General features: G+C 42.9%; 17 protein-coding genes. 8 read left to right on the top strand and 9 right to left on the bottom strand.

All coding sequences use genetic code 11. From position 1 onward, the window contains the following. Window positions 1-549, bottom strand: a complete 549-nt coding sequence (locus D1814_RS15515) for a hypothetical protein (RefSeq protein ID WP_118493967.1) — start codon at window positions 547-549, stop codon at window positions 1-3. A gap of 299 nt (window positions 550-848) precedes the next feature. Continuing rightward, the gene (locus D1814_RS15510; protein WP_118493964.1) at window positions 849-1,085 is read right to left on the bottom strand and encodes a hypothetical protein; all 237 of its coding nucleotides are present in this window, start codon (window positions 1,083-1,085) and stop codon (window positions 849-851) included. Window positions 1,086-1,302: 217 nt separating this feature from the next. On the opposite strand from D1814_RS15510, the gene D1814_RS15505 reads away from it, so the two are divergent. The 6 genes from D1814_RS15505 to D1814_RS15475 all read left to right on the top strand — a co-directional run bounded on the left by D1814_RS15505 (window position 1,303) and on the right by D1814_RS15475 (window position 7,438). Next, a complete protein-coding gene (locus D1814_RS15505) occupies window positions 1,303-2,742 on the top strand; it encodes an ATP-binding protein (RefSeq protein WP_118493961.1) in 1,440 nt (479 codons plus the stop codon). Then, window positions 2,742-3,434, top strand: coding sequence for a response regulator (locus tag D1814_RS15500; RefSeq protein ID WP_118493958.1), 693 nt, complete (start codon window positions 2,742-2,744; stop codon window positions 3,432-3,434). Before D1814_RS15505 ends, D1814_RS15500 begins: the two co-directional genes overlap by 1 nt. Before the next feature lie 97 nt (window positions 3,435-3,531). Continuing rightward, window positions 3,532-4,554, top strand: coding sequence for a YHYH protein (locus D1814_RS15495; RefSeq protein ID WP_118493955.1), 1,023 nt, complete (start codon window positions 3,532-3,534; stop codon window positions 4,552-4,554). A gap of 572 nt (window positions 4,555-5,126) precedes the next feature. Next, on the top strand, window positions 5,127-6,107 hold the full coding sequence (locus tag D1814_RS15485; protein ID WP_118493949.1) for a glycosyltransferase family 2 protein: 981 nt from the start codon (window positions 5,127-5,129) through the stop codon (window positions 6,105-6,107). A 47-nt stretch (window positions 6,108-6,154) separates the two neighbouring features. After that, window positions 6,155-6,820: a guanitoxin biosynthesis heme-dependent pre-guanitoxin N-hydroxylase GntA gene (gntA, locus tag D1814_RS15480; protein ID WP_118493946.1), complete on the top strand. Its 666-nt coding sequence runs from the start codon at window positions 6,155-6,157 to the stop codon at window positions 6,818-6,820. 24 nt (window positions 6,821-6,844) lie between these two features. Beyond that, window positions 6,845-7,438, top strand: coding sequence for a DUF1989 domain-containing protein (locus D1814_RS15475; RefSeq protein WP_118493943.1), 594 nt, complete (start codon window positions 6,845-6,847; stop codon window positions 7,436-7,438). 34 nt (window positions 7,439-7,472) lie between these two features. On the opposite strand, the gene D1814_RS15470 is transcribed toward D1814_RS15475, so the two are convergent. Next, complete coding sequence (locus D1814_RS15470; protein ID WP_118493940.1) at window positions 7,473-9,215, bottom strand: hypothetical protein; 1,743 nt, start codon at window positions 9,213-9,215, stop codon at window positions 7,473-7,475. A 64-nt stretch (window positions 9,216-9,279) separates the two neighbouring features. Further along, window positions 9,280-11,136, bottom strand: a complete 1,857-nt coding sequence (locus tag D1814_RS15465; RefSeq protein WP_118493937.1) for an alkaline phosphatase PhoX — start codon at window positions 11,134-11,136, stop codon at window positions 9,280-9,282. A gap of 380 nt (window positions 11,137-11,516) precedes the next feature. Here D1814_RS15465 and D1814_RS15460 point away from each other — a divergent pair, with 380 nt between their 5' ends. Next, window positions 11,517-13,640 (top strand): response regulator, encoded by a 2,124-nt coding sequence (locus D1814_RS15460; protein WP_118493934.1) that lies wholly within the window; start codon window positions 11,517-11,519, stop codon window positions 13,638-13,640. Between the two features lie 64 nt (window positions 13,641-13,704). On the opposite strand, the gene D1814_RS15455 is transcribed toward D1814_RS15460, so the two are convergent. The 4 genes from D1814_RS15455 to D1814_RS19630 all read right to left on the bottom strand — a co-directional run bounded on the left by D1814_RS15455 (window position 13,705) and on the right by D1814_RS19630 (window position 19,905). Next, window positions 13,705-14,592, bottom strand: a complete 888-nt coding sequence (locus tag D1814_RS15455) for a WYL domain-containing protein (protein ID WP_118493931.1) — start codon at window positions 14,590-14,592, stop codon at window positions 13,705-13,707. Between the two features lie 118 nt (window positions 14,593-14,710). Further along, on the bottom strand, window positions 14,711-15,301 hold the full coding sequence (locus tag D1814_RS15450; protein ID WP_118493928.1) for a PEP-CTERM sorting domain-containing protein: 591 nt from the start codon (window positions 15,299-15,301) through the stop codon (window positions 14,711-14,713). Between the two features lie 16 nt (window positions 15,302-15,317). Beyond that, window positions 15,318-19,367, bottom strand: a complete 4,050-nt coding sequence (locus tag D1814_RS15445; RefSeq protein ID WP_118493924.1) for an ExeM/NucH family extracellular endonuclease — start codon at window positions 19,365-19,367, stop codon at window positions 15,318-15,320. Between the two features lie 286 nt (window positions 19,368-19,653). Beyond that, window positions 19,654-19,905, bottom strand: coding sequence for a hypothetical protein (locus D1814_RS19630; protein WP_118493921.1), 252 nt, complete (start codon window positions 19,903-19,905; stop codon window positions 19,654-19,656). A gap of 167 nt (window positions 19,906-20,072) precedes the next feature. On the opposite strand from D1814_RS19630, the gene D1814_RS15435 reads away from it, so the two are divergent. Next, a complete protein-coding gene (locus D1814_RS15435; RefSeq protein WP_118493917.1) occupies window positions 20,073-20,477 on the top strand; it encodes a phosphate ABC transporter substrate-binding protein in 405 nt (134 codons plus the stop codon). Window positions 20,478-20,550: 73 nt separating this feature from the next. Here D1814_RS15435 and D1814_RS15430 read toward each other — a convergent pair whose 3' ends face one another. Next, on the bottom strand, window positions 20,551-21,459 hold the full coding sequence (locus tag D1814_RS15430) for a LysR family transcriptional regulator (RefSeq protein ID WP_118495410.1): 909 nt from the start codon (window positions 21,457-21,459) through the stop codon (window positions 20,551-20,553). Window positions 21,460-21,557 lie beyond the last annotated feature (98 nt).

The raw sequence follows: 21,557 nt of genomic DNA, 5'->3' as shown, positions 1-21,557 counted from the left end.
TCAACGAGCACCACGATGCTTTACACACCACATGAGGCTGTCGCAAGCCTCTTCACGCTTTTTGAAATGTGCTAAGCCAATCAAGCTGTGCTCTCTAGGCCATACAGCTTGATTAAGTACCCCATGGTCCTTTTCAAGAAGTTTCTCGCTATCCAGCACTATCTCAATGGCTTTTTTATTGGGTTTTATTAGCGTAGGCTTAGCGTCTTTAACTAAAGCAGAACGTACACAAATATACTCTCGTTTTGCAGGGTCGCGTATTACGCCGATATAGTCATCGTCGCAAATTATAGCAGGCCAGCCCTCCGTGATTCTACTTTGCCCGAACATAATAAGTGTAAAAGCAACTAGCACAAAGAGCGTTAAACCAATAAACTGCGCGCTTAAATCAGGGGCCACGCTGACGATAACCCCGACAACAGCCGCGAAAAATATCCAGCCACCAAAAACTCTACGCATAGCATTCGGTGAGATACCTGTTATAACATCAACCGTTTTTAAAGATTGCTTGTCATAGTTTCGAATAATTACAGACGATTGTGATTCCACAGCCTTTGTCCACCAAAGAAAAAATACGAAATACAGAAATTAATACGTTACAAGTAAGGCTGAAGATTTACCTACACTTTGAATGAGTAAACACCAATTTAAAGGGACCAATTTCACTCGAAGGGAAACGTGTTAAGTAATATTTGTAGGAATATGCAAACTATTGAAATTTAATGTTTAACCTACCAGTTAAGCATATCAAAATTTGTATCGGGGGCAAAGCTATTACGTGCTAAATACGCGGTGAAAATCGACATAACAAACATCGAACAACACCGCGATATGTGAAGTGTATAAAATTATCTTTGAGGGCGACGCTCTGGCATTGCAACAAGCGTCTCATCTTTTAGCGTGCACGTTCCTTCAACTGTTTCACCTCTTGGCGTTTCAAAGGACACTGTTTCACCCTCAGCTTTTCCTTCACAAGCTTCTATAGCCTCAGGAGGCGGTTGTCTTGGGTGCTCTCTATCGCCTTTCGCAAAACAACCTGTGGTACTTAAACTAAGTAGACCAATTAAAATTGCCGTCTTATTCATATTGCTACTACTCCTTACTTTTGTATTCATAATACTTTCAACATTTACCGTAATTAGTGCCACTTGCAGTTACCGTAGATGGCGCCGACTCTATAATTCTAATCATAAAGTTAAAATGTGCAGAAATAGCGCAGAACATGAGTATTACTCCGTGATTTGCATGCTAATCACGTTGTCAATATTGTAGAGATGCGCCGTACATCGCTATACTCGAAATATGAAGTTATCTCATAAACTTACTATCATTTTACTCGCATTTTCTTGCATGTCTCTAATGCTTGCGCTTGCGACTGCCCGTTGGAGCTTTGAACAAGGCTTTAATAAATTTATTGTCGCGCAAGAAAAAGAGCGGCTTAGTCAGCTAGGAGAAATGCTTGCGTTAGAATACGAACTGAATGACCTAAGCTGGGAAGGAATATCACCCTATGCATTTTCTCACCAAGGTAATCGTCCCCCGCCCCGCGGCCCAAAGCGCAGAGACCAAGAGCTTATGGGTATAAATCAGCCTCCTCCAGAAAGGAATACCTATCGGCTACCTGATCGTGAAGAACAACATATAGGCCCACCTACCACATTACTTGACTCACAAAACAATGTGATAGCAGGTAGCGTGCTTAGCGATGCTGTGCGTAAACAAGACATTAAAGTATCTGTTCCTATTATTAGCGAAGGCCGCACGATTGGCGCATTGGAAAGCTACCTTCCGCCCTCCCCAAGTTCTACAATGGCGCAAGAATTTATGCGACAACAGCGCACTTCGTTTATCGCTATAGGCGCATTAGCATTAGTAGTTTCATTAATTACTGCCGTCATCATCGTTCCTAAACTTCTGTCGCCCTTTAAAAAGATAGTAAAAGCCGTCGAACAGCTAGCAAGGCGCGAGTACGATGTGAAATTCAAGCAGCCCCCCAACGATGAATTTGGCGAGCTAATGAAAGACGTCAATGCACTTGCCGAAGCTCTAAACGTACACGAGGCTACCCAAAAGCAGTGGCTAGCAGATATTTCTCACGAATTGCGTACTCCGCTATCAATACTCGCTGGTGAGATGGAATTGGTCGAAGCAGGTGTTAGACAATTCGATAAAGTGCAGCTCGCTTCATTCCAGGATGAGGTCAGCCGTTTAACGCGCTTGGTTGATGACCTATATCAGTTGTCCTTATCAGATATAGGAGGTATGCACTTCGTTTTCGAACCGGTTGATATCAGCGATTTGTTGAAAGATATTTTGGCGCAATTTAATCTAGCTTTTGGGTCTAAATGCATTACCGTTAGTACTTACATTCCTAGCAATATTAAGGTAACAGCCGATGCCCAACGCTTACACCAGGTGTTTTCGAATATTTTGAGCAATAGTGTTGAATACACAGATGCGCCAGGTCAACTGCGGATAACATTAGTTGATGCAGGAGATAAAGCCCTCATCGACATAGAGGACAGTGCACCGGGTGTATCTATTGGAAACGAAAAGCACATGTTTGACCCGCTTTATCGAGAAGATTCATCTCGAAAACGGCGAGCTGAAGGCGCTGGCTTAGGTTTATCGATAAGCCAATCCATTATTCATGCGCATAAAGGTACGATAGACGCTTCGAGTTCCGACCTTGGAGGCGTTAAAATATCAGTCGCTCTACCAATTGAGGGAAATGTCACTTAATGTCCACTGAACATCCTGTCTTAATTGTTGAAGACGAAGAAAAAATTGCCCAAATCCTTGTAGATTTTTTTGCTCTAGAGGGTTTCAATACAAAAGTACTGCATAGCGGTGAACACGTAATCTCCTCAATTAAAGAAAGCACCTTTAGCGCAATAATTCTAGATCGTATGTTGCCTGCGATAGATGGGCTCACGTTATGCAAACAGATTAGGCAATTTTCAAATGTGCCTATCTTGATGCTAACGGCTCGGATAGATGAAATAGATAGGCTTATTGGATTAGGCGCAGGTGCTGATGATTATATTTGCAAACCGTTTTCACCACGTGAGGTCGTAGCGCGAGTGCAGGCGATTTTAAGACGAACTCAATCACAAAATAGCTCTTTAGAACAATCTCAAAGAAAATTAGTGCATAAGGATATAATACTTGATTTAGACACCTATGTCTGTGAGCGAAGGAACGAAACAATAGAACTCACACCGGTTGAATTCAGGTTACTTAAAACATTTATAGAAAAGCCGGGGCACGTATTTTCTAGAGAACAGCTTATGGACAAGGGCTATGTTGACGGGCGTATAGTAAGTAATCGCACCATCGATAGTCACATGAAAAATTTGCGTCACAAGCTAATGCAAGATGACCACACTTCACCGCTTCAGGCTGTTTACGGTATAGGCTATAAGCTGAGTTAGATTAAACTTCTTTTGTTATACGGAGAACTTGCTGATTATCTGCACATTTCTCTCTTATCATGATGGCTATTAACCGAAGCTATGTCGAAGAGGCTACATGATTCAGTCAGATAATACGCGATTTCCTGTATACCTATGTCTTTACGCTGCCTGCACTATAGGTATAAGCGGGTGCTCTGGGGATGATTCAGCAGACAACTCAACGTCAATAGCTGACGATACACCTTCTAGCGAAACTATCGACAATGAAGCAATACAGGCAAATTTAGACCCCGACTTATTCCTAGCGGCAGGCCTTTCTGACAGCATTTCTACCACCGATTGTACACTTACAGATGGCACGCAGACCGAATGTTTCAAAATAGTAATTAGTGGTACACCAGCTAACGCCGATATTGGACCATTCTGTCCTCGCAATATTACCGACGATGCAACGCAAGGTGGTGTGTGGTTTGATGGGAGCGGAGAACTTTACCAGGTTGACGGTAGCTTTATTCTAAGTCTTTCTGATTTATACGGAAGTGACTGGCAGCTCTATGATGAAGCAACAGGAGAAGTATTTGTTACTGATTCGCAGATTGCATGTGAAGCTGCCGCCCGTCCAGATGTAGACCCAGAATATCAAAACCACTGTGTAGAGTGTTCCATTGACTATTATGGGGGTGGAGTTGCCCAGACACTACTTATTCCTGTTAAACCCGTTGCGCTTTCGAACCCAAATTCACTATCAGCAGATGTGGGGGTGACTCTCAATGGAGTAGTCATTGCTGGCCCTGCCCCTTTAAACGCTATTTTAAGCGCTAATACCATAGCCGCTTTCGATGACTGTGGCGGTCACGTTAATCCAGTAGAAGGATACCACTATCACGCGGCGCTAGGCTGCAGTGACATAATATCTTCACTAGATGGTCACGCTAATATAATAGGTTACGCGTTGGATGGGTATGGTATTTACGCCATGTTAAATAGCGAAGGTGAAGAAGATTTTGACCTTGACGAATGCAGAGGTCACAGCGATGAAAACCGTGGCTATCACTACCACGCAGCGAGCGCCGCAGAAAACATGTTCATTGGGTGCTTTAAAGGGGCACAAGGTAGTATTACCGTTGATAGCAATTAATCAAGGCAAATAAATGGGAGATAATAGTGATAATTAATATAAAAAGGTCAGTAGCATTTAGCTTGTCGTTTTGTTTTGCAACACTAAGCTTGGCGCACAGCGGGCATGTACACAAAGCCCCACTTGTAGCCTGTGATTCACTGAATAGAGGCGAGCTATGTAGCTACACGGTAGGCAAAAATAAAGTGTATAAAGGAACATGTCAGCGATTCGAAAAAACACTTATGTGTGTTAGGAATCAACCCATTGAATACCTAAATCCCCTTAATAATTCAAAGCTTGAAAACATTCAAAGCAAGACCCTTCAGAAGCCGTAAAAGTAGCCAATCTAGTAGAACTATTTTGCGGATAAAACACCTTACATTTCTAATTTGTAAATTTTTCTCTTTCTTTGCAGCTCTTGCGCGCTTTTGATCGCAACCTTTATCAAAATAGCACCGAAAAACAATAAAAAACTTTTATTTTCAACCACATAAAAACATGGAGCACTCTTTGCTTTATACGAAAGTATAACGTGCAAGGTGCACTGTTTTAGCCAAAGGCTTTAGAAAGGTTAGCAAAGGAGGTTGAGTATGCGTTCACCAGTAAGTGCAGTAACTATTGTTAAAAGTAGAACTGAGAAGCTTTGCAATTTAATTTCGCAGTTGGAGCAATGCTCACCAACACCAGATGAACTTGTCATCGTATGGATGGCACCGCCTTCTGACCTCTCCCTTATTCAGAGCGAAAAATTCGATATTGTGCACAAATTCACCACCCAAGGAGAACTGCCAATAGCGAAAGCGCGCAATAAGGGAATGCTAGCCGCTAAGCATGAAAACCTTGTTTACCTAAATGTTGATGCGGTAATAGCACCTACGCTTTGTAGAGACGGGCTCTTAGCGCTAAAAGACAACACAGTAGTATTTACTTCGGTCGTCTTTTTACCTAACGAACGCTGCAACAAGCCGTATTCAGACATTTCAAAAAATGAAAAGCAAATCGGTTATCTAGCGAGTAACGATGAAACGTTACCGAAAGAAGATAACAACGAAATACCATCAAGAGATCAGGGAAATAATCATGGAAAGTTTAGTGACGATAGTATTTGTTCTACAGTGTTTTTTATTCGTAAGACAGACTTTCAGAAAACCGGCGGCTTCGATGAAGGCTACGCGGGTTTCGGACTAAATGACGAAGATTTTTTCACCAATTGCCGAGCGCTAGGCTATTCATTAGAGCAGTTGCCTACCCGTACATTTGCACCAACTCGCCCCAACTATCAATGCCCTGTCAATCACTTATTAGACTTTGTGCATAATGCCCAGCGCTTTCACTCTAAATGGGGCTTCTACCCTTGCTCAGAAGTGCTAACAGCCTATGCAGACAAAGGTTTTATCGATCCGAACTTTCACGAAAATGGTTTGAAAGTTATACAACTACCAGAACAGGAAGACGGTTCGAGCAACCCGAACGAAAACTCGTTTATACCTAATACGACTACATCAGGGATTGAATTTACATCTTTCCATTCACCGGTTAAAAATCAAGAACGCTTAAGCAGTACCGCGTAATTTCTCTCATAGAAGTAAGCGGAAATGTTTAAGTAGGGAGATATGGAATGTCCTTAATAAAACCTGATCTAACACATCGTTTTCTATCATTTGTGGGGGAAGATGACTTCCCCTGTGTAGGTGCTAAAACGGCCTTTAATAAAAAGCAAATTCACGTTCTACAGTTTGACGATATTCGTTGTGAAAGCAATGAAACTGATATTTTGGCTTCAATTCACAAATTCGTGGAAACATTTACGTTAAAGCGTGATATGTACTCCTCACTTGTGGTGACCTTCGAACAACCCGATAGCATAACTGAAACTGAGTTTGATAAGGTACTTTGGGGAAAGCTTCAACGTCTTCATGAAGTAGACGCTTGCTTAAAAAGTTGGGATAGTAAAGTGTCAAGCGACCCTCACAGTGCGCAGTTTAGCTTAAGTCTTGGCGGTAAAGGCTTTTTCGTTATCGGGTTGCATCCAAATGCCTCTAGAAAAAGCCGACGTTTTTCTCATCCCGCCATTGTATTTAATTTACACGAACAATTTGAACTGCTTCGTAAACAGCAGAAGTTTGAAGCATTTAGAGATCATATTAGAAAACGTGATACCGCCTACTGCGGTAGTAAAAACCCACTGCTTGCGAATCATGGTGAAAGTTCGGAAGTTTATCAATACAGTGGTAAAAAGCATTCAGAAAATTGGGAATGTCCCTTTAAGCAAGTAAAAAACTAACTCTTAAAATATAAAAGGCACAGTATGAGACAAACTATACAGCCAAGAAGTGGTACTGCATTTACTATCAAAAAAGGTGAACGTCTTAAGGTAATTGACCCTGAAGGTGAGCAAGTAGCAGACCTTTATGCGTTTAATGAGCATGATAAAGATGAGTTTATCTCTTCTGGCAGAAGCCTAGACTACAATGAAAGCCTACAGTTTAAAAAAGGCAGCCTGCTTTATTCTAATCAAAGTAACGTTATGTTCGAGATCATCGAGGACAAAGTAGAAGATCACGATTTTTTACTAACGCCCTGTAGTGTAGATACCTTCAAACATTTTTACCCTAATGAGGAACCGGTCCCAGGCTGCCATGGTAACTTAGTGGCCGCTTTTGCGGAGTTTGATATCCCGGAGCATCACGTATGTACAACCTTCAATACATTTATGAATGTTGAGGTAGACAGTACGGGTAAAATTGCTGTTTTGCCGCCAAAGTCAAAAGCCGGCGATTACACGATATTTGAAGCTAAAATGGATATGATTGTAGGGTTAACTGCATGTTCTGCCGGTGAATCTAACAACTTTAGATACAAGCCAATTCAATTCGAAATAATGCCTGCGAACCCGTTGTAGTTCGCAAGCATCATTCTAGCAAATTAAGCCAACGCTATTGCGCCTGTGCGATAGCGTTCGGGCTTGCTTGGCGCCAGTTAAGCCGCATATCCCACTTAAAGCGATGTTCAGGTTTCAGCGGCGGCTGATCGGCATCAATAGTACTTAATACGTTATTTGCTTTGGTAAGCGTAGCATCGCGACCAAACAGATAGCTTTGCTCTCTAACTATGGTTAAGTAAGCTTTGTTTAATGCATAAGCGCGCTCCGATGAAGGCGTGATGATGTCGTATACTGACTTAGCACGCTGTACCTTTTCTCTGTTTACCATGCCTTTTTCATCGAACCACTTTGCCAACATTTCACCGTTTTGACGGAATTCATCACCGCCTCCTACACGTTCCATGTAGGTCAGGTATTCACCTTTTTCTTCATTAATGTTTGGCACATCTTCGATGGCACGCAAATCAATATAGCCCCACCCCGCCTCGCCAGGTACTTTACGAGCGAATGAAAATGTCTGGTCAAATGTTGACCCTACTGTTTTATGACAGCCGTTACAAAACGCTAGCTCTTGATCGTGCTGCGCACGCAGCTCCCCTTGCTCATCTTCGATAAAACCATTAATTGTCCAGCCAAAGCCGTTGTCTATCCCCTTTTCACCCAAGTAGCGAGTTTGAGGCAGCTTTTCGAAATGCTTATCTTTTGCCTCGGCATAATAGGCCGATGCTAAGCTTTCTCTGCTTCTAAACATATGCTTTTTCATGTAGCGCACTTCTTTCATCCGCGGCGCATTATAAATATTCCCGTTATCGTCCACACCGATGTAGCGAACAGTATGCAAAAACTCAGTGCCTTCAGGGTAAAGCATATGGGCCAGAGGAACCTCTCTCGCATCACCAACATAATGTGAAGTACGAACAATTTCTGTTACAGACGCTGTCAGTTCGCCGTCTTGGTTAACATCTACATTAATGGCTGTCTCATCTACTGGCGCTACACTTAGTTTATTAAGTTCTTTAAGCGTCATTTCAACCAGGCTAAGGTTTAAGGTATAAACTGTTTTATTAAACTTGCCATCTAGGGTTTGAAAGTTATTTGGGAGCCTAATCATAGCATCGCCCGTTGACCCGTTGGTCGGCCAGAAGGTACTAGGAAACGGTTTGTAATTATAAGACACCCACCCACTGCCATCTTTAGCGAAACCATCTTTGTCAAAAGCCTTCTCAGCTTCACTTAAACTCTCGATACGCATATATTCTGGCATCGCATCTTTTTGAATTGATGCAGTGTAGTTGTCTTGTTCTACATATTTTCTAATTGTAACATCGTCAATGCCCGCTATAAGCGAGGTACGGTCAATAAACAGGTTCTTCCAGCTATTTGTTAACCCAACATCTGAAAATTCATAGTTGCCCTGCAGGGTACCATCACCCATTTGGTTAGGCCGCTTTTCTATCGAATCGTAGCTTTGGTGGCATGCGTAACAAGGGTTATTTACGCCTTCTGTTTTTGTATAGCACTGGGGAGGAATAACCGATTCGGGGTTATACACTTCATTATGTTCTATATACGCGAGTGCGGGAATATCGTCCCCTTCTTGGTATGGATAAGCGTGTGCACTGTCTGCGTTTATTTGCGCTGATAAAGGTTCTTTCCCATTAGCAGAATAAGAAATTGCGCTTACGCCACTATTTAATTGATTGCTTACATCAGCACTTGCGCTTTCAGTGCACCCTGCACTGACAAGTAGTGAAAGCAGAAAGCCTGCACTTGAAGTTATTTTTAGTATTTTCATAATCGTCACAACGGAAAAAGCCGGATGTGTAAACACCCGGCATATCTTAAATTAAAAAGAAAACTTATTTATCTGCTGGTTCATACATCCACAGCGTGTTGTTTTCTTGGAAACCATCTTCACCGATAAGGATACGGCCGTCGTTCATTACCACAACGTTATCTGGCTGAGATAGCTGCTCAACGTCACAACGCTCTGCACCGGTCAGGCTTGAACGGTAGGTACCGCCCATCACAACGGGTTCGATACGAGAAATGTTGTAGCCTTCTTCGAGTTTGGCGCGATAAACACCACCACAATCTTTAACGCGGGCAGATAATTGCATATCGCCTTCATCATCAATCATGGTGTTATCGATATCCGCAATGCCGATATAAAGGTATGCATTTTCTACTACTTCACCTTCAATAGTATCGACACCCTCAACGGCTTCTTGTGCGCGTTTCTGATTAATAGAGATACCTTCCAGTTTTCTCCACTCTGCCGTTGCGCCTTTAAGACGAGCCGCCGCACGACTTTCTAAAAATGCAACACGGTCATCCATTGGCTCACCGGCTGTAACGCTTGAACCGCCCTCTTCTACCGTTGGGTAAGTTGCATCGCCATCTGCCCACGCCTGAACGTCTGCCATTGTGATGTAAGAGCTTTGGCCATCTACGTAATCGTCGGTACCAATACCGTTGTACTCGTCAATCCATGCGCGAATAGTCATATTGTCGCCACTAGCTAGCTCAACCCACTCAACAGCAAAGCCCGTTGTTGCTGGGTCATTTTGACCTGCATCTTGAGTTAGTTTAGCCCCGTAAAGCGTACCTGCAGATAAGTCTTCTGCAGTATCAGCAACAAATTTAAACAGCACGCCGCCCGTATCATCTTGAGAAAGATAAACGGTTTTTCCATCAGGCATTACCGTAGAGTTTTCGTGCTCATAACGCCCCATCGTGAAGTGCTTAACAATCACCGGCTCATCAGCCAATGGCTCTGTTACTTCTGCAATGTAGCCATAGTTATAAGGGTTTGGCGCATCCGGCGCCGTCATTTGCCACATTCGACCTAAGCGTGCATCTGTAGATACGGCTTCAGGGTTATTCCAGTTAGGAGACGTTGTTGTGTCTACGGCTGAATCAACCACCCACTCTTCAGATGTAAGTGGCGTACCCCATGGTGACATTGAACCGAAACAGTTAGCCGCCGTGCCCCATACTGGGGAGAAATCTAGCATCATTGCTTCTGTGACTTCCCACATACCGAATTCATCTTTTTCTACTTTCATGCGGCTCATACCGCCGGGTAGTTCTTCCCAGTTCGAGAAAAGATACCCTTCGCCTTCAGCAGTTGAAATAAAGCCGTTAAAGTCAGGCATATCATTTTCCAAAACTAGCTCTTCGCCATCGAGGGTGTAGATATGCCCTAAGCCTTCTGGCAGGTCAGTACCAAAGGTATCACCCGTTTGACCTAGTACTTGATATTGACCAATAGCAGAAACAACCAGCTCTTTTTCTTCGTCAGAGCTAGGTACTGGAGAATTTGGTAAAGTAACAGGCAAGTTATTAAAGTTAGCGCCTGCCAGTACACCCACAGTACCTGTGTTAATCGGCATATCATTAACGCTTGTAGTGGCAGCGTTAGTGCCTGAAGGATGCTGAACGTTAAAGAAGAGGTCACCTTCATCAGTCAAGAAAATACCGGTAACTTCTGCGCCAAGAGGAACCGTTGCAATACGTGTTAGCGTGCCCGCCGTATCACCTTGCGGACCTTGCTCACCTACTGGACCTTGTTCACCTGCCGGGCCTTGCTCTCCTACTGGACCTTGTACACCATCTTCGCCGTCATCACCTTCTAGTGAACAGGCTGTCATTCCAAGTGTTACAGCTAGAGCTATCGCTGAATATTTAATTCCACGAAGAGTTTCGCTTTTCATTGTGGTTCCTTGCTTATAGTTGTTTTCTATATTGAAGAGAGGCAAGCAGAAATCTCACCTCAGTAAACGGTCTTAGCGGGCGAAAATTCTGGAGGACATTTGTGACATTCTAGTGACAGTGAATTGACGCCAAAATGAAGCTTTATTGACACAAGAGTTTAAAAAGTCGATTAAAACTATTAGAGAAAACAACCTAGCCTAGGTAAAACCTAAGTTTATTGAATGTGTGATTAATAAAAGTTGGGCTACTTGGTCAGTTTATGAATTTTTTGTTGCAGGGCGCTCAGCACAGCAAGATACCCTAACTATTTCTCCTATCAGTTTGCGTAACTAGTTGGCATCTATTATCTTTTAGTTACCACTGTGCATCTCTTTACCTTATGTCCATACGTTTTCGATATATTGTTGCTTTAGCGCTAACAGCATCGCTGATTACCCTGTCTTTTTTCATTCTTTCTGGCTTAATTAAAGAGCAAAAGCAGGATGGGGAAATTATTAATATTGCGGGCCAGCAGCGTATGCTATCGCAACGCATAGCTATGTTGGCAGCTTCATCGACACTATGTGAAGACAATCAAGAATCAGCCTACTTAAAACAAGACCTTGCTAAATTCAAACAAAACCATGAGTATCTTGTTTCGTTGGAACATCTGCCTATTCAAACTTTTAACACTTATTTTCAGCAAGGACAGCTTGATTCAAAGGTCAAAAATTTCGTTGATAAAACTGAGATATTGTTAACGAACGCACGTTGCGAAACCTCCTCCCTCATGCCGATTGAAGAGCTTACGTCGCTCCTTCAACAGCTAGACAATGTGGTAAATCAATTTGAACAGGACGCAACATCACGTGTAGATACCGTTCTTACTATTGAAATGTACCTGTGGCTAGCAGCACTTGTTCTATTGAGCATTGAAGCCGCGTTCATCTTTTTTCCTATGGAGCGACAAGTTAAACGCTCTATTAACTCGTTAGAACACTCGAAAGAACTGGCACAAGATGCCGCAGAAAAAGCAGAGAAAGCGAGTAAAGCAAAGTCAGAGTTTCTTTCAAGCATGAGCCATGAATTACGTACGCCTATGAATGGCTTATTTGGCATGATTGAACTGGCGATCGATAACCCGGAAAAAAGTAACTTGTATTTAAAAAAGGCTAAAACAGCCGGCCGGCAGTTATTGGTTTTGATTAATGACATACTCGACATATCAAAGATTGAGGCGGGCAAAATAAAAATAGAGCAGGCCCCTGTTGATTTATTGCAAGTACTAGATGATGTGGTGTCGTTACAGCGGGTTTATTGCCAGCGCAAAGGTCTTGAATTTCACTATTTGAAAGATGCTGACCTTCCCCATGTTATTGAAGGTGATCTAACGCGTATAGCACAGATTTTACACAACCTGCTTAGCAACGCGATTAAGTTTACGTCCGAAGGTTCGGTAACACTAAAAGTTACACACACTAAATATAAAAATGGCAATCGTCTGGTTTTCGACGTTATCGATACAGGCATTGGTATACCCGCTTCTAAACTGGAAAATATATTCAAAAAATTTGAACAAGCTGACCAATCTACAACGCGAGAATTTGGTGGTACGGGGTTAGGACTCAGCATAGCAAAGCAGCTAGCTAACTTAATGGGTGGCGACATAAATGTGGTTTCATTCACAGGTCAAGGCAGTACGTTTAGCTTCACAATGCCCGCTAAAGAAGCGCAGCTACCAGACATTGACATTGTGCCCAATGTCAACTTGCGCTGTGCAATCATCGACGACTTGCAAACCAGTCGCGAATACTTTGAGCACATCGTGGCGTCTATGTCGATTGAGCCTTGTAGCTATGAAAGTGCAAAAGCATTTTTAGATGACAAACCTTTTAGTTTTGATGTCATTATTCTTGATCTTTCTATGCCAGTAATGAGCGGCGTAGACTTACTGCACCAGCTTAAGAGGTTAACACCGCCTAAGTTTCCTAAAGTGATATTGATTTCGGCTGAACTAGAAAGACTGGAAGACGAACACGAAATACTTAAAAGTATTTGGAAAACTCACGCCAAACCAATCAACCGACGTGAACTGGAAAATGATTTGAGTAAGTTAATTGAATCTAAACCTGTTAGCCGCCAAGAGATTCAAGAACTTAATAAAAAGAAACGGATACTATTGGCCGAAGATAACGAAATTAACGCTGAGATTGTTAAAGCTATATTGCAAACAGAAGGCTATAAATTTTTGCATGTTAAAAATGGTCGCGATGCCGTTGAAGTAAGCAAACGGCATAATTTCGATCTTATTCTTATGGATTGCAATATGCCAATTATGGGCGGTATCCAAGCTTCAATAATTTTAAGAAAAACACTGGAAACTAACACTCCTATAATCGCACTGACTGCAAATGCATTTGCAGAAGATAAAGAAGAGTGCTTGGCCGCAGGCATGGATGATTTCTTGCCCAAACCCTTAGACAAAGACACTCTACTCGCTACGATTAAAAGATACATCAGTTAGTAAAGACGCTTGGACTTATGGGCTAGGTTTACCAAACGTCAATTATAAGGCATGTAAACGGTATCTAAGCGGTATAAGCCTCTTGCTCGCCCACATAGCCTGGGGCTATAGCAAGGTTATCCGTGTCTGCTAGGCTCTGCTGATTTCTAAGCCAAAGCTGGTATTCACCGGTGCGTAAACTGGCATGCTTCGTACAGTCAACGTTCCAACGCCTTAACAAATATCCTGCCATGGCTGCACGTACTTCCAGAGTTAACACGCCCTCTTCCATGGCGTAGTCGAGCTCTATTGCCGTAGAATATTTGATATTCTTTGGGTGAGGCACAATTTCAAGGGAAATAAGCCTTCCCCACTCTTCATCGTGTTCAATACATTCGTGGGCTTCAGGCTCAGTTTTAACCGTTACCTTACTAATTCTTGTCAGAACAAAATCGCGAAAACTTTGTGATTTTCTGTCGAAGGCACGCACATGCCATCGCTGACCGTTGTCAACAATACTATGAGGCACTAATTCTCTTGCGCCACTGCCACTTGACAGCGATGTGTAAATAACGCTCATCGCCTTTTTGTTTACTATGGCTTGTACTACTTTCGCTACCACAAAAATATCGGGTACGTTCAGCGAAGAGGCACTTTCCACCGGAAAGTGAACGTCGCCAATAGCATCGAATCCGTCTGATATGTCGTTGGCAAGCTTTACCAGGGTGCGTTTAGCATCATGCTCAAAAACAGGAACGAAGTTTTCTGTTTGAAAGTAACGTTTTTCCCTTGGATCGTAAATTAAGTTATCAGGAGCAAGTTCTTTGTATAGCGTAAAGTCGCGAGAGCCCGCCGATAAACCTACTTCAAAACGGTTTATTAAATCTTGGCGATGAATGGCCCCTTTAAATAAAAGGCAGAAATCGATATACGCCAGTCGTTGGCGTTGAGAAAAAGAAATAGTCTCTAGCATGGTGCGCACTTATTGTATTTTTATTCAGTGTGGTTTATTTAAAGCCGCATGTAAATAGCAAAAGGAATAAAAAAGCCCAGCGCTTGGCTGGGCTTAAATGTTTAGCATTTAAGGTTAATTATTTCGCACGCTTACGAGCGAAAAGCATACCAGCTAAAGCCAGAAGCGATAGCGCAAAGGTACCAGGCGCAGGTACTTGAGCGATTTCGAAGCTCGTGCCTTCAATAGTATTACTTTGAGGGTTTCCTCCTTGAGCCAAGACAACACTAGTTGGAGTTAAATCAATGATACCAGCGTTCAGTGCTAGCAAGCTGAACGAAAAGAGTTCCACGACATCTTTACCTTCTTGTGCAAATACAGCCCCTGGAAAAAAAGGGGTAGACGACGCAAAGATAAATTCAATTGCATCTATACTTAACGTATTACCATCACTTCCAAATGTACCCACCATTGGCTGTGCACCTAATGCTCCTAAGTCCACGATAGACGAAATATTAAGACTTAAAAGTAAGCTATCGAAGTCAAAGAGTGCATTATAGCCGTTGAAGTAAGTCTGAACTGCGTTATCGTCGATTAACTCAGTTGCACTTACTGTGGCGATTATTGTTTCGCCAACGTTATAAACATCTTTATTAGTTGTAATCGAAATGAGTGCTGCGTTTGCATTGAAAGTAGCAGCAGCCAATAATAGTAAAAAGAATTTTTTCATTGTTATTATCCTTAAATTAAATTGCACAGTTTGCGCGTGTACACATCGCCATTAATGCTTGAATATCGAAGAAGCTAATTTGGCCGTCGCCGTTAAAATCGTAGTTTTCACCCGTCGCTTGCCCTTGTAAAAACAGCTGATAGAAGGCCATGATATCGTTGTAATCTACATCGTTATCACCATCAAAATCTCCAACTGTGACCTCTTCCGGGAAGTTAAGTACTACCACTACCGGGTCGTGATCTGAAGAGCGATACGCATCGGCGCTGTAGTAACTAGAAAGCTGAGTTTCAGTTTTAAATTCAACGTTATAGTCAAATACGCGAGGTTCATCAGCATTGATGTGCCATACCGTTGCGTCTACCACATATTCAGTTAATGATGGGCTTGATAGGGCGTGGTCTAGGTAACCTATTTCGCCACCGAAGCTATACGAATAAGCACTATCGCCATCAAAGAAGTTAACCAAATTGCTGTAGCCAGCCTCTTCAAGCGCAAGGATAGGCTCTTCTTTCGCATAGGCATTCAAATCACCCATTACGATAACGCGATCGGACAAGACGTCGCTATTTTGTTCAACAAGAGCAATTAGGCCTTGTGCTGCTTGGGTACGCAGTTCGTTCCAACACCCTTGACCGTCTCCTGAGTCTGCGTTGTTGCCTGTCGCGTCACCACAACTTTTCGACTTAAAGTGGTTTATCGCTAAGGTAAAGTCTTCACCATTACTGTTTACACTAAAGCTTTGTAGTAGAGGTTGACGGTTACCATAGTCAAATGGTGCGTCAGATGAAGTCACAGGGTTACCCTGTAGCGAAACTACAGCAGGCTTATAGATTATACCAACAGCAATTTCATCACCGCCTAGCTGAGATTCTAATGCAACATAGCTATACTCATCACTGCCTAGTTCAGCGTTGACACTATCAACTAATGTAGCAATTGCAGAATCACTGCTATAACCATCGTTTTCAATTTCAACAAGGCCAAGTACATCGGCATTCATCGCTACAATAGCAGCAATGGTCTTCGCTTTCTGTCGTTCAAATTCAGCAACTGAATCTGCGCCTCGCGAGGTCGGGAATTCCGGGCCATTGAAGTAATTGAGCACGTTAAAGCTAGCCACTTTCACGTCACCGATAGCATTTAGCTGTGGTGCAGCAATTCGTGGGTTCGTGCTCACGGTTTGTATATCACCAACAGGGATGAGGTTGTAAGCACCAAAAGCGTAATGTAAAACACCTTCCAAAGCTTCGATACTGTTACCCAAACGCAGTGGATTGTTGTGCGATAAACCACCTACAGGGAAAGGAATATCATCTAAATTCTGTGATGTTTCTCCGTCATCAACCAATAAAGTGTTGCGTGCATTGATTTCCGCCAGCGCTAACGCTTCTTGCGAGCCCGCTACAAACTGATTGGTAGGAATAAATAAGCGCTCTGAAGACACGTTAAACTGCCCGTAGCGCCCTAGATTGTAGATATCAGAGACTTTAAGCGTTTGCTCAAAACTAACATGCATGCCCTCTAGTGCTTCTAAATCAGCGTCAAGGCTGAATGGCATAGCAACAGGTGTGTAAAGCACATTACTACCTACACCCGTAACCTCGAGTTCTGCAGACAGAGTTAATTGAGTTACACCAAAGCGCTCGCCTACTGTACCTAGCAAACGCACCGCATCCCCTGCTTCCGGCAGGTTAAATGACCCTGCGTAAACAAACACACCTTCAGACGTTGCTGGGTTATTGTCTGAATCACTTGCTTCTTCCTGAACAAAGAAACCGCTCATGGCTGGTACAACTTTAGTTACTACTGCTTCTACAATAACATCCGTGCCGACAAGCGTTGATTCTTCACCATCACCTTGAATTGCGCTGATAAGAACTATTTCAGCAATTGGATCTGTCGGGTCAGTAGGATCCGTCGGGTCGGTTGGGTCTGTTGGCTCACTTACTGAACCGTTGTGAGAACCAAAATTACTTAGCGTATCTTTTGCAAAGCTATCCCATTCATCAGTGGTAAAAGCAGGGTTGCGGTTAGGGTTTCCGCCTGTCACTGAACTCTTACGTACTAACGTGACGTCTTTCCCCCAATTAGTCTTAACGCCAAAAGTACCTAATGCATCAACAACTTGACCGTTATATACCAACTCAACGTAATCATCGCCGTTGAAGTTCATTACGAAACTGCTGATTGTAGAGCCAGTTGTTAGTAAGGCATCAGCGTCGGCGTGAGCGAATGTTGCTACGCCACCTGCAGGAATTTCGCCCTCAAGCGCTAGTACTTTACGGTCGGCGTCGGCAGTATCACCATTTGAAAGTAAAACTAACTCATAGCCAGACAAGCTCACAGGCTGAGTCGAGCTATTAAAAAGCTCTATCGCTTTGTTAAAGCTACCACCCTCAATATATTCTGATATGTAAACGCTATTGGTTGACGGCCCAGTATCACCACCGGTATCACCGCCGGTATCGCCACCTGTATCGCCACCTGTATCGCCACCTGTGTCACCACCGGTATCACCGCCCGTATCGCCACCTGTGTCACCGCCGGTATCACCGCCTGTGCCGTCGCAGTTTTCGTTATAAATAAGTGAAGCAAGTTCAGGCTTATCAATAAACGGGTTACGGTTCCCTTGGAATTCAAACACACGCTCGTTACGGCGAAGCTCAAATTCATCCACTGGATCGCTCTCATGCCACTGAAGCAGCACACAAAGCTTGCCAAATGCTGCTTCGTCGGTAGAGGTTAAGCGGTTTAACAGGACTAAATCTTCTTCCGTATCACCTGCGGTATTACCGTCGTAACGCACATCCATATAAAGCATAGAACGAGCAACGTCGCCTTTCACTGCATCGCGCGGTTCAAAAGAATCGCTATCAACGCGGTTCGCTGGCGCTTCACTTAGAGGGCTATCGCTGAAGTCAAAATCTAAGTTTCCGCGCGAGCTATTTACTGAAATATCAGTTGGACGTAGGTGAAGGATATCACTGTATGCCGTTAAGCTTGTGCTTGAAAACCCATGACTTTTTGCCCAAACATGTTCGCGGTTCCAATTTTCTTGGTTAGAGCTTTGACTACCGCTTCCGTTGGTAAACTTGCCTTGTGATATCCCTTTGTAAAATAAGATAACATTGTCAGTATTTGTAGGGTCTTCATCGGTATAGGTAAGTGCAGTCCACACTTCAGAGTATGATAATGTGCGATGACCGTTTTCAATGATGTTGTGTGTTGTTTCTTTCAGTGTTTGTGCACTATCGCCGTTAGCAATAGCGGTATCTAATGCGGCATAGTAGTCTGATGCGACAAAATTACTCGCTAAATTAATCGCCTCTAAATCTGGGCAATTAAAGCAAGTACCGCTTAAGAAAAGAAGTTCGTTCGAAGGTTCACCACCATTATCGGGGTTATCGCCACCATCGCCATTGTCGCCGCCATCGTTGGTACCCTCACCGCTAACCGAAATACTGTCTAAATTTAGGTATTCAGAGCTAGAATTATTGGCCATAGCAACTTTTAATACTAACGTGCTTCCACTTCCAATTGTCTTATTTATCGTGGCACTACCGAAATCATCTTGTACGGTATTTGATGTCCCTTCGGTGAGCGTTATAAGCTCAAAAGCACCACCATCTAGTGAGTAAAATACGTCGACGTAGTCTGCCGTTTCAAATGTTCCGCTTTGAGAAAGTGCTGCATTGATAGTAACTTCACCCGCACTAGCGATATCAATTGATTCACTCAACCAAACCACTTCGCCATCGACATCACGGGCTTGCATGACGCCATTTTCTACACGAAACCAATCTGTAGTTGCAGTCAAAGCGCCTGCAGAAACATCAACTGACCAACGCTCTACTCCCTCAAGGCTAAGAACAGCCCCTCCGGGATTAGAACCCGTTGCGCCCTTTCCTTGCAGCTCGCTGGATTCAAAATCTTCTTGCCAAACCGTATCGGCCGAAGCACTAACTGAAACTACGCCCAGTGACAAAGCCCCTGCTAACAACGCATTTACGACTTTAGCTGATTTGCTCAGCTTATACTTTTGTGTGTTACCCTCATTAATCATTTTGCTTTCCGCTTTTTTGTATAAGGAAGGTATAAAATCTTATACATACGTATTTGCAGCAAGTACTTAACAAAAATAATAATAGAAACGTAACAAAGCTTATATATCAACAACTTACAACCTTAAAATAAGGTTATTTATTGATTAACTCGACTGAACTTTGGTATAGGGAAAGTTGATTTGTAACATTACTAAGTTGTTTCAGTTTTGAAACATTTTTATGTTACAAAGCAGTGCATGTTACATTTCAAATGCACAGTAAAGGAGCGCCTGCTTTGGATGATTTTTACTTCATAAGCACCTTGCCACCTACAATCTTAAGCGCAGGGGCACCACGTATCATTGTATTCCGGCCAAACTGAACATTACATGAGGGGCAGATCCCTTCTTCATTCGTGTAGTCTTCAACAATCCGCTCTTTAAAGCATTTGACCAGAGCCCCTTTGCCCCCTTTTCGGTATTTAAGCAGTTGGAATCTGCATTTGGCGCAAAATATTTGCACAGTCCTAACCGGACCTTTTGCATTGGGTTTTGCCATAACAGTAATTACGTTCCTTGTTGTAATATTCGCCTTTTGTTGAAGTGCGACAAATTACAAATCTTGGTTATACTTTACGAAGGGTGATGTGCCCTTTTATAACAATGTCTCTGAAGTTTATTAACGTAGCAATTCAGCTGTCAGAGAAAGGACTAAAGGTAATACCAATGAAGATAATTGCAGCCCTATTTTTAATCTTGTCGGCACCACTTTATGCGGGCACCGCCGTAATTGTAAATGCTAGCAACAATTCAGGTATAGATATCGACACTGTGAAAAAGATTTACTTGGGCAAAGTAAAAGCCTTTCCGGATGGCAACCGTGCAATTCCACTCACATTCGAACAAGGAAATGCTGCAAGAGATGCATTTAACAACAATGTGTTAGGAAAATCTGAATCACAATATTCTGCATTTTGGTCAAAGCTAGTTTTCACTGGCCGGGGTACACCACCTGAAATGATTGAATCAGAAGATGAAATGTTAAAATTAGTTTCAACCAACCCAAATACAATTGGTTTTATCGATGAGAGCAAAGTCGACGGCCAAGTAAAGGTTGTTGGTACGTTTTAACTTAGTCATTTGCAAAAGCAGATTTTAGATACCGTGCGACACGTACTCCTATGCGTCGCACTTAACCTAAAGCTTAGTTTGGGTAACTGGCTAAATAATTAATGTTGGCAAATGCCATTATTACGTCTTTCGCAAAGTCTACTCTAGGATGTCGCAGCGCACCTTTCTTCCACACCAAGTAAATCTCGTTTTCAGGCCCATTTTTTCCAAGCGGAACTAGCTCGCCTTTGACAATTGCTTCCTTACAAAGGTAATCGGGCAGCACAGAATACCCTATTCCCGCTTTAACTATGCTGCTGATTGCGCGGATATCTGGGCATATTGCAGCTACAGGTGACTCGCATGGCGCGTTAAATACTTCTGAAAAATAACGGCGAATAAGCGGCAGTTGTTCGTCATAGCTTACTACTTTATGTTGATTCAGTAACGACGGCGTAATCTCTTTATCACCAAGTAATTTACCTTGAACCCGATTCATCACCAAAATCAATCGCTCCTTGTCTAACATCTGATATTCGTACATAGCATCCGTTGGCTCAGAGGCGGTAATAGCGAGTTCGGCGATATCATCTTCTAATAGCTGATAAGTGTTATTTTTATTACCGGTATGGATAACCAAATTAACTTTGTCTGCTTGAAGTAAGTTAGCCAACGCAGGGCCCGCAACAAAGCTTAAATATTCGGCGGGGCCAGCTAAGTGCAAGGTACCGTGGTCGGTAGATGCGCGACTGCGGATAGACGCTACTTTTTGTTCTAATGTATCTATATGACTGGCTACTTGAAGCGCTAAATCATCGGCGATCGCCGTTGGCTCTACGCCCCTAGCTTTTCTCACGAACAATTCTTTTCCGACAATATTCTCCATTGCCTGAATATGTGAAGTTACTGCTGGCTGAGACATATGAAGCCTAGCTGCTGCACGTGTGATGTTGCCGCATCGATAGACTTCTACAAAGGTTTTTAGTTGTGTTAGGTAAGACATAATACTCCACCCATCAGATTTTTGATGACTCATCATAATTTATCTGACTTCTGCTTTTAAACCAATAACTCTAAGATGCACACACTTTCAAATGCGAC

The organism is Alteromonas sp. BL110, from assembly GCF_003443615.1.
Lineage (GTDB): Bacteria > Pseudomonadota > Gammaproteobacteria > Enterobacterales > Alteromonadaceae > Alteromonas.
This window is presented reverse-complemented; position numbering and strand designations above follow the sequence as displayed.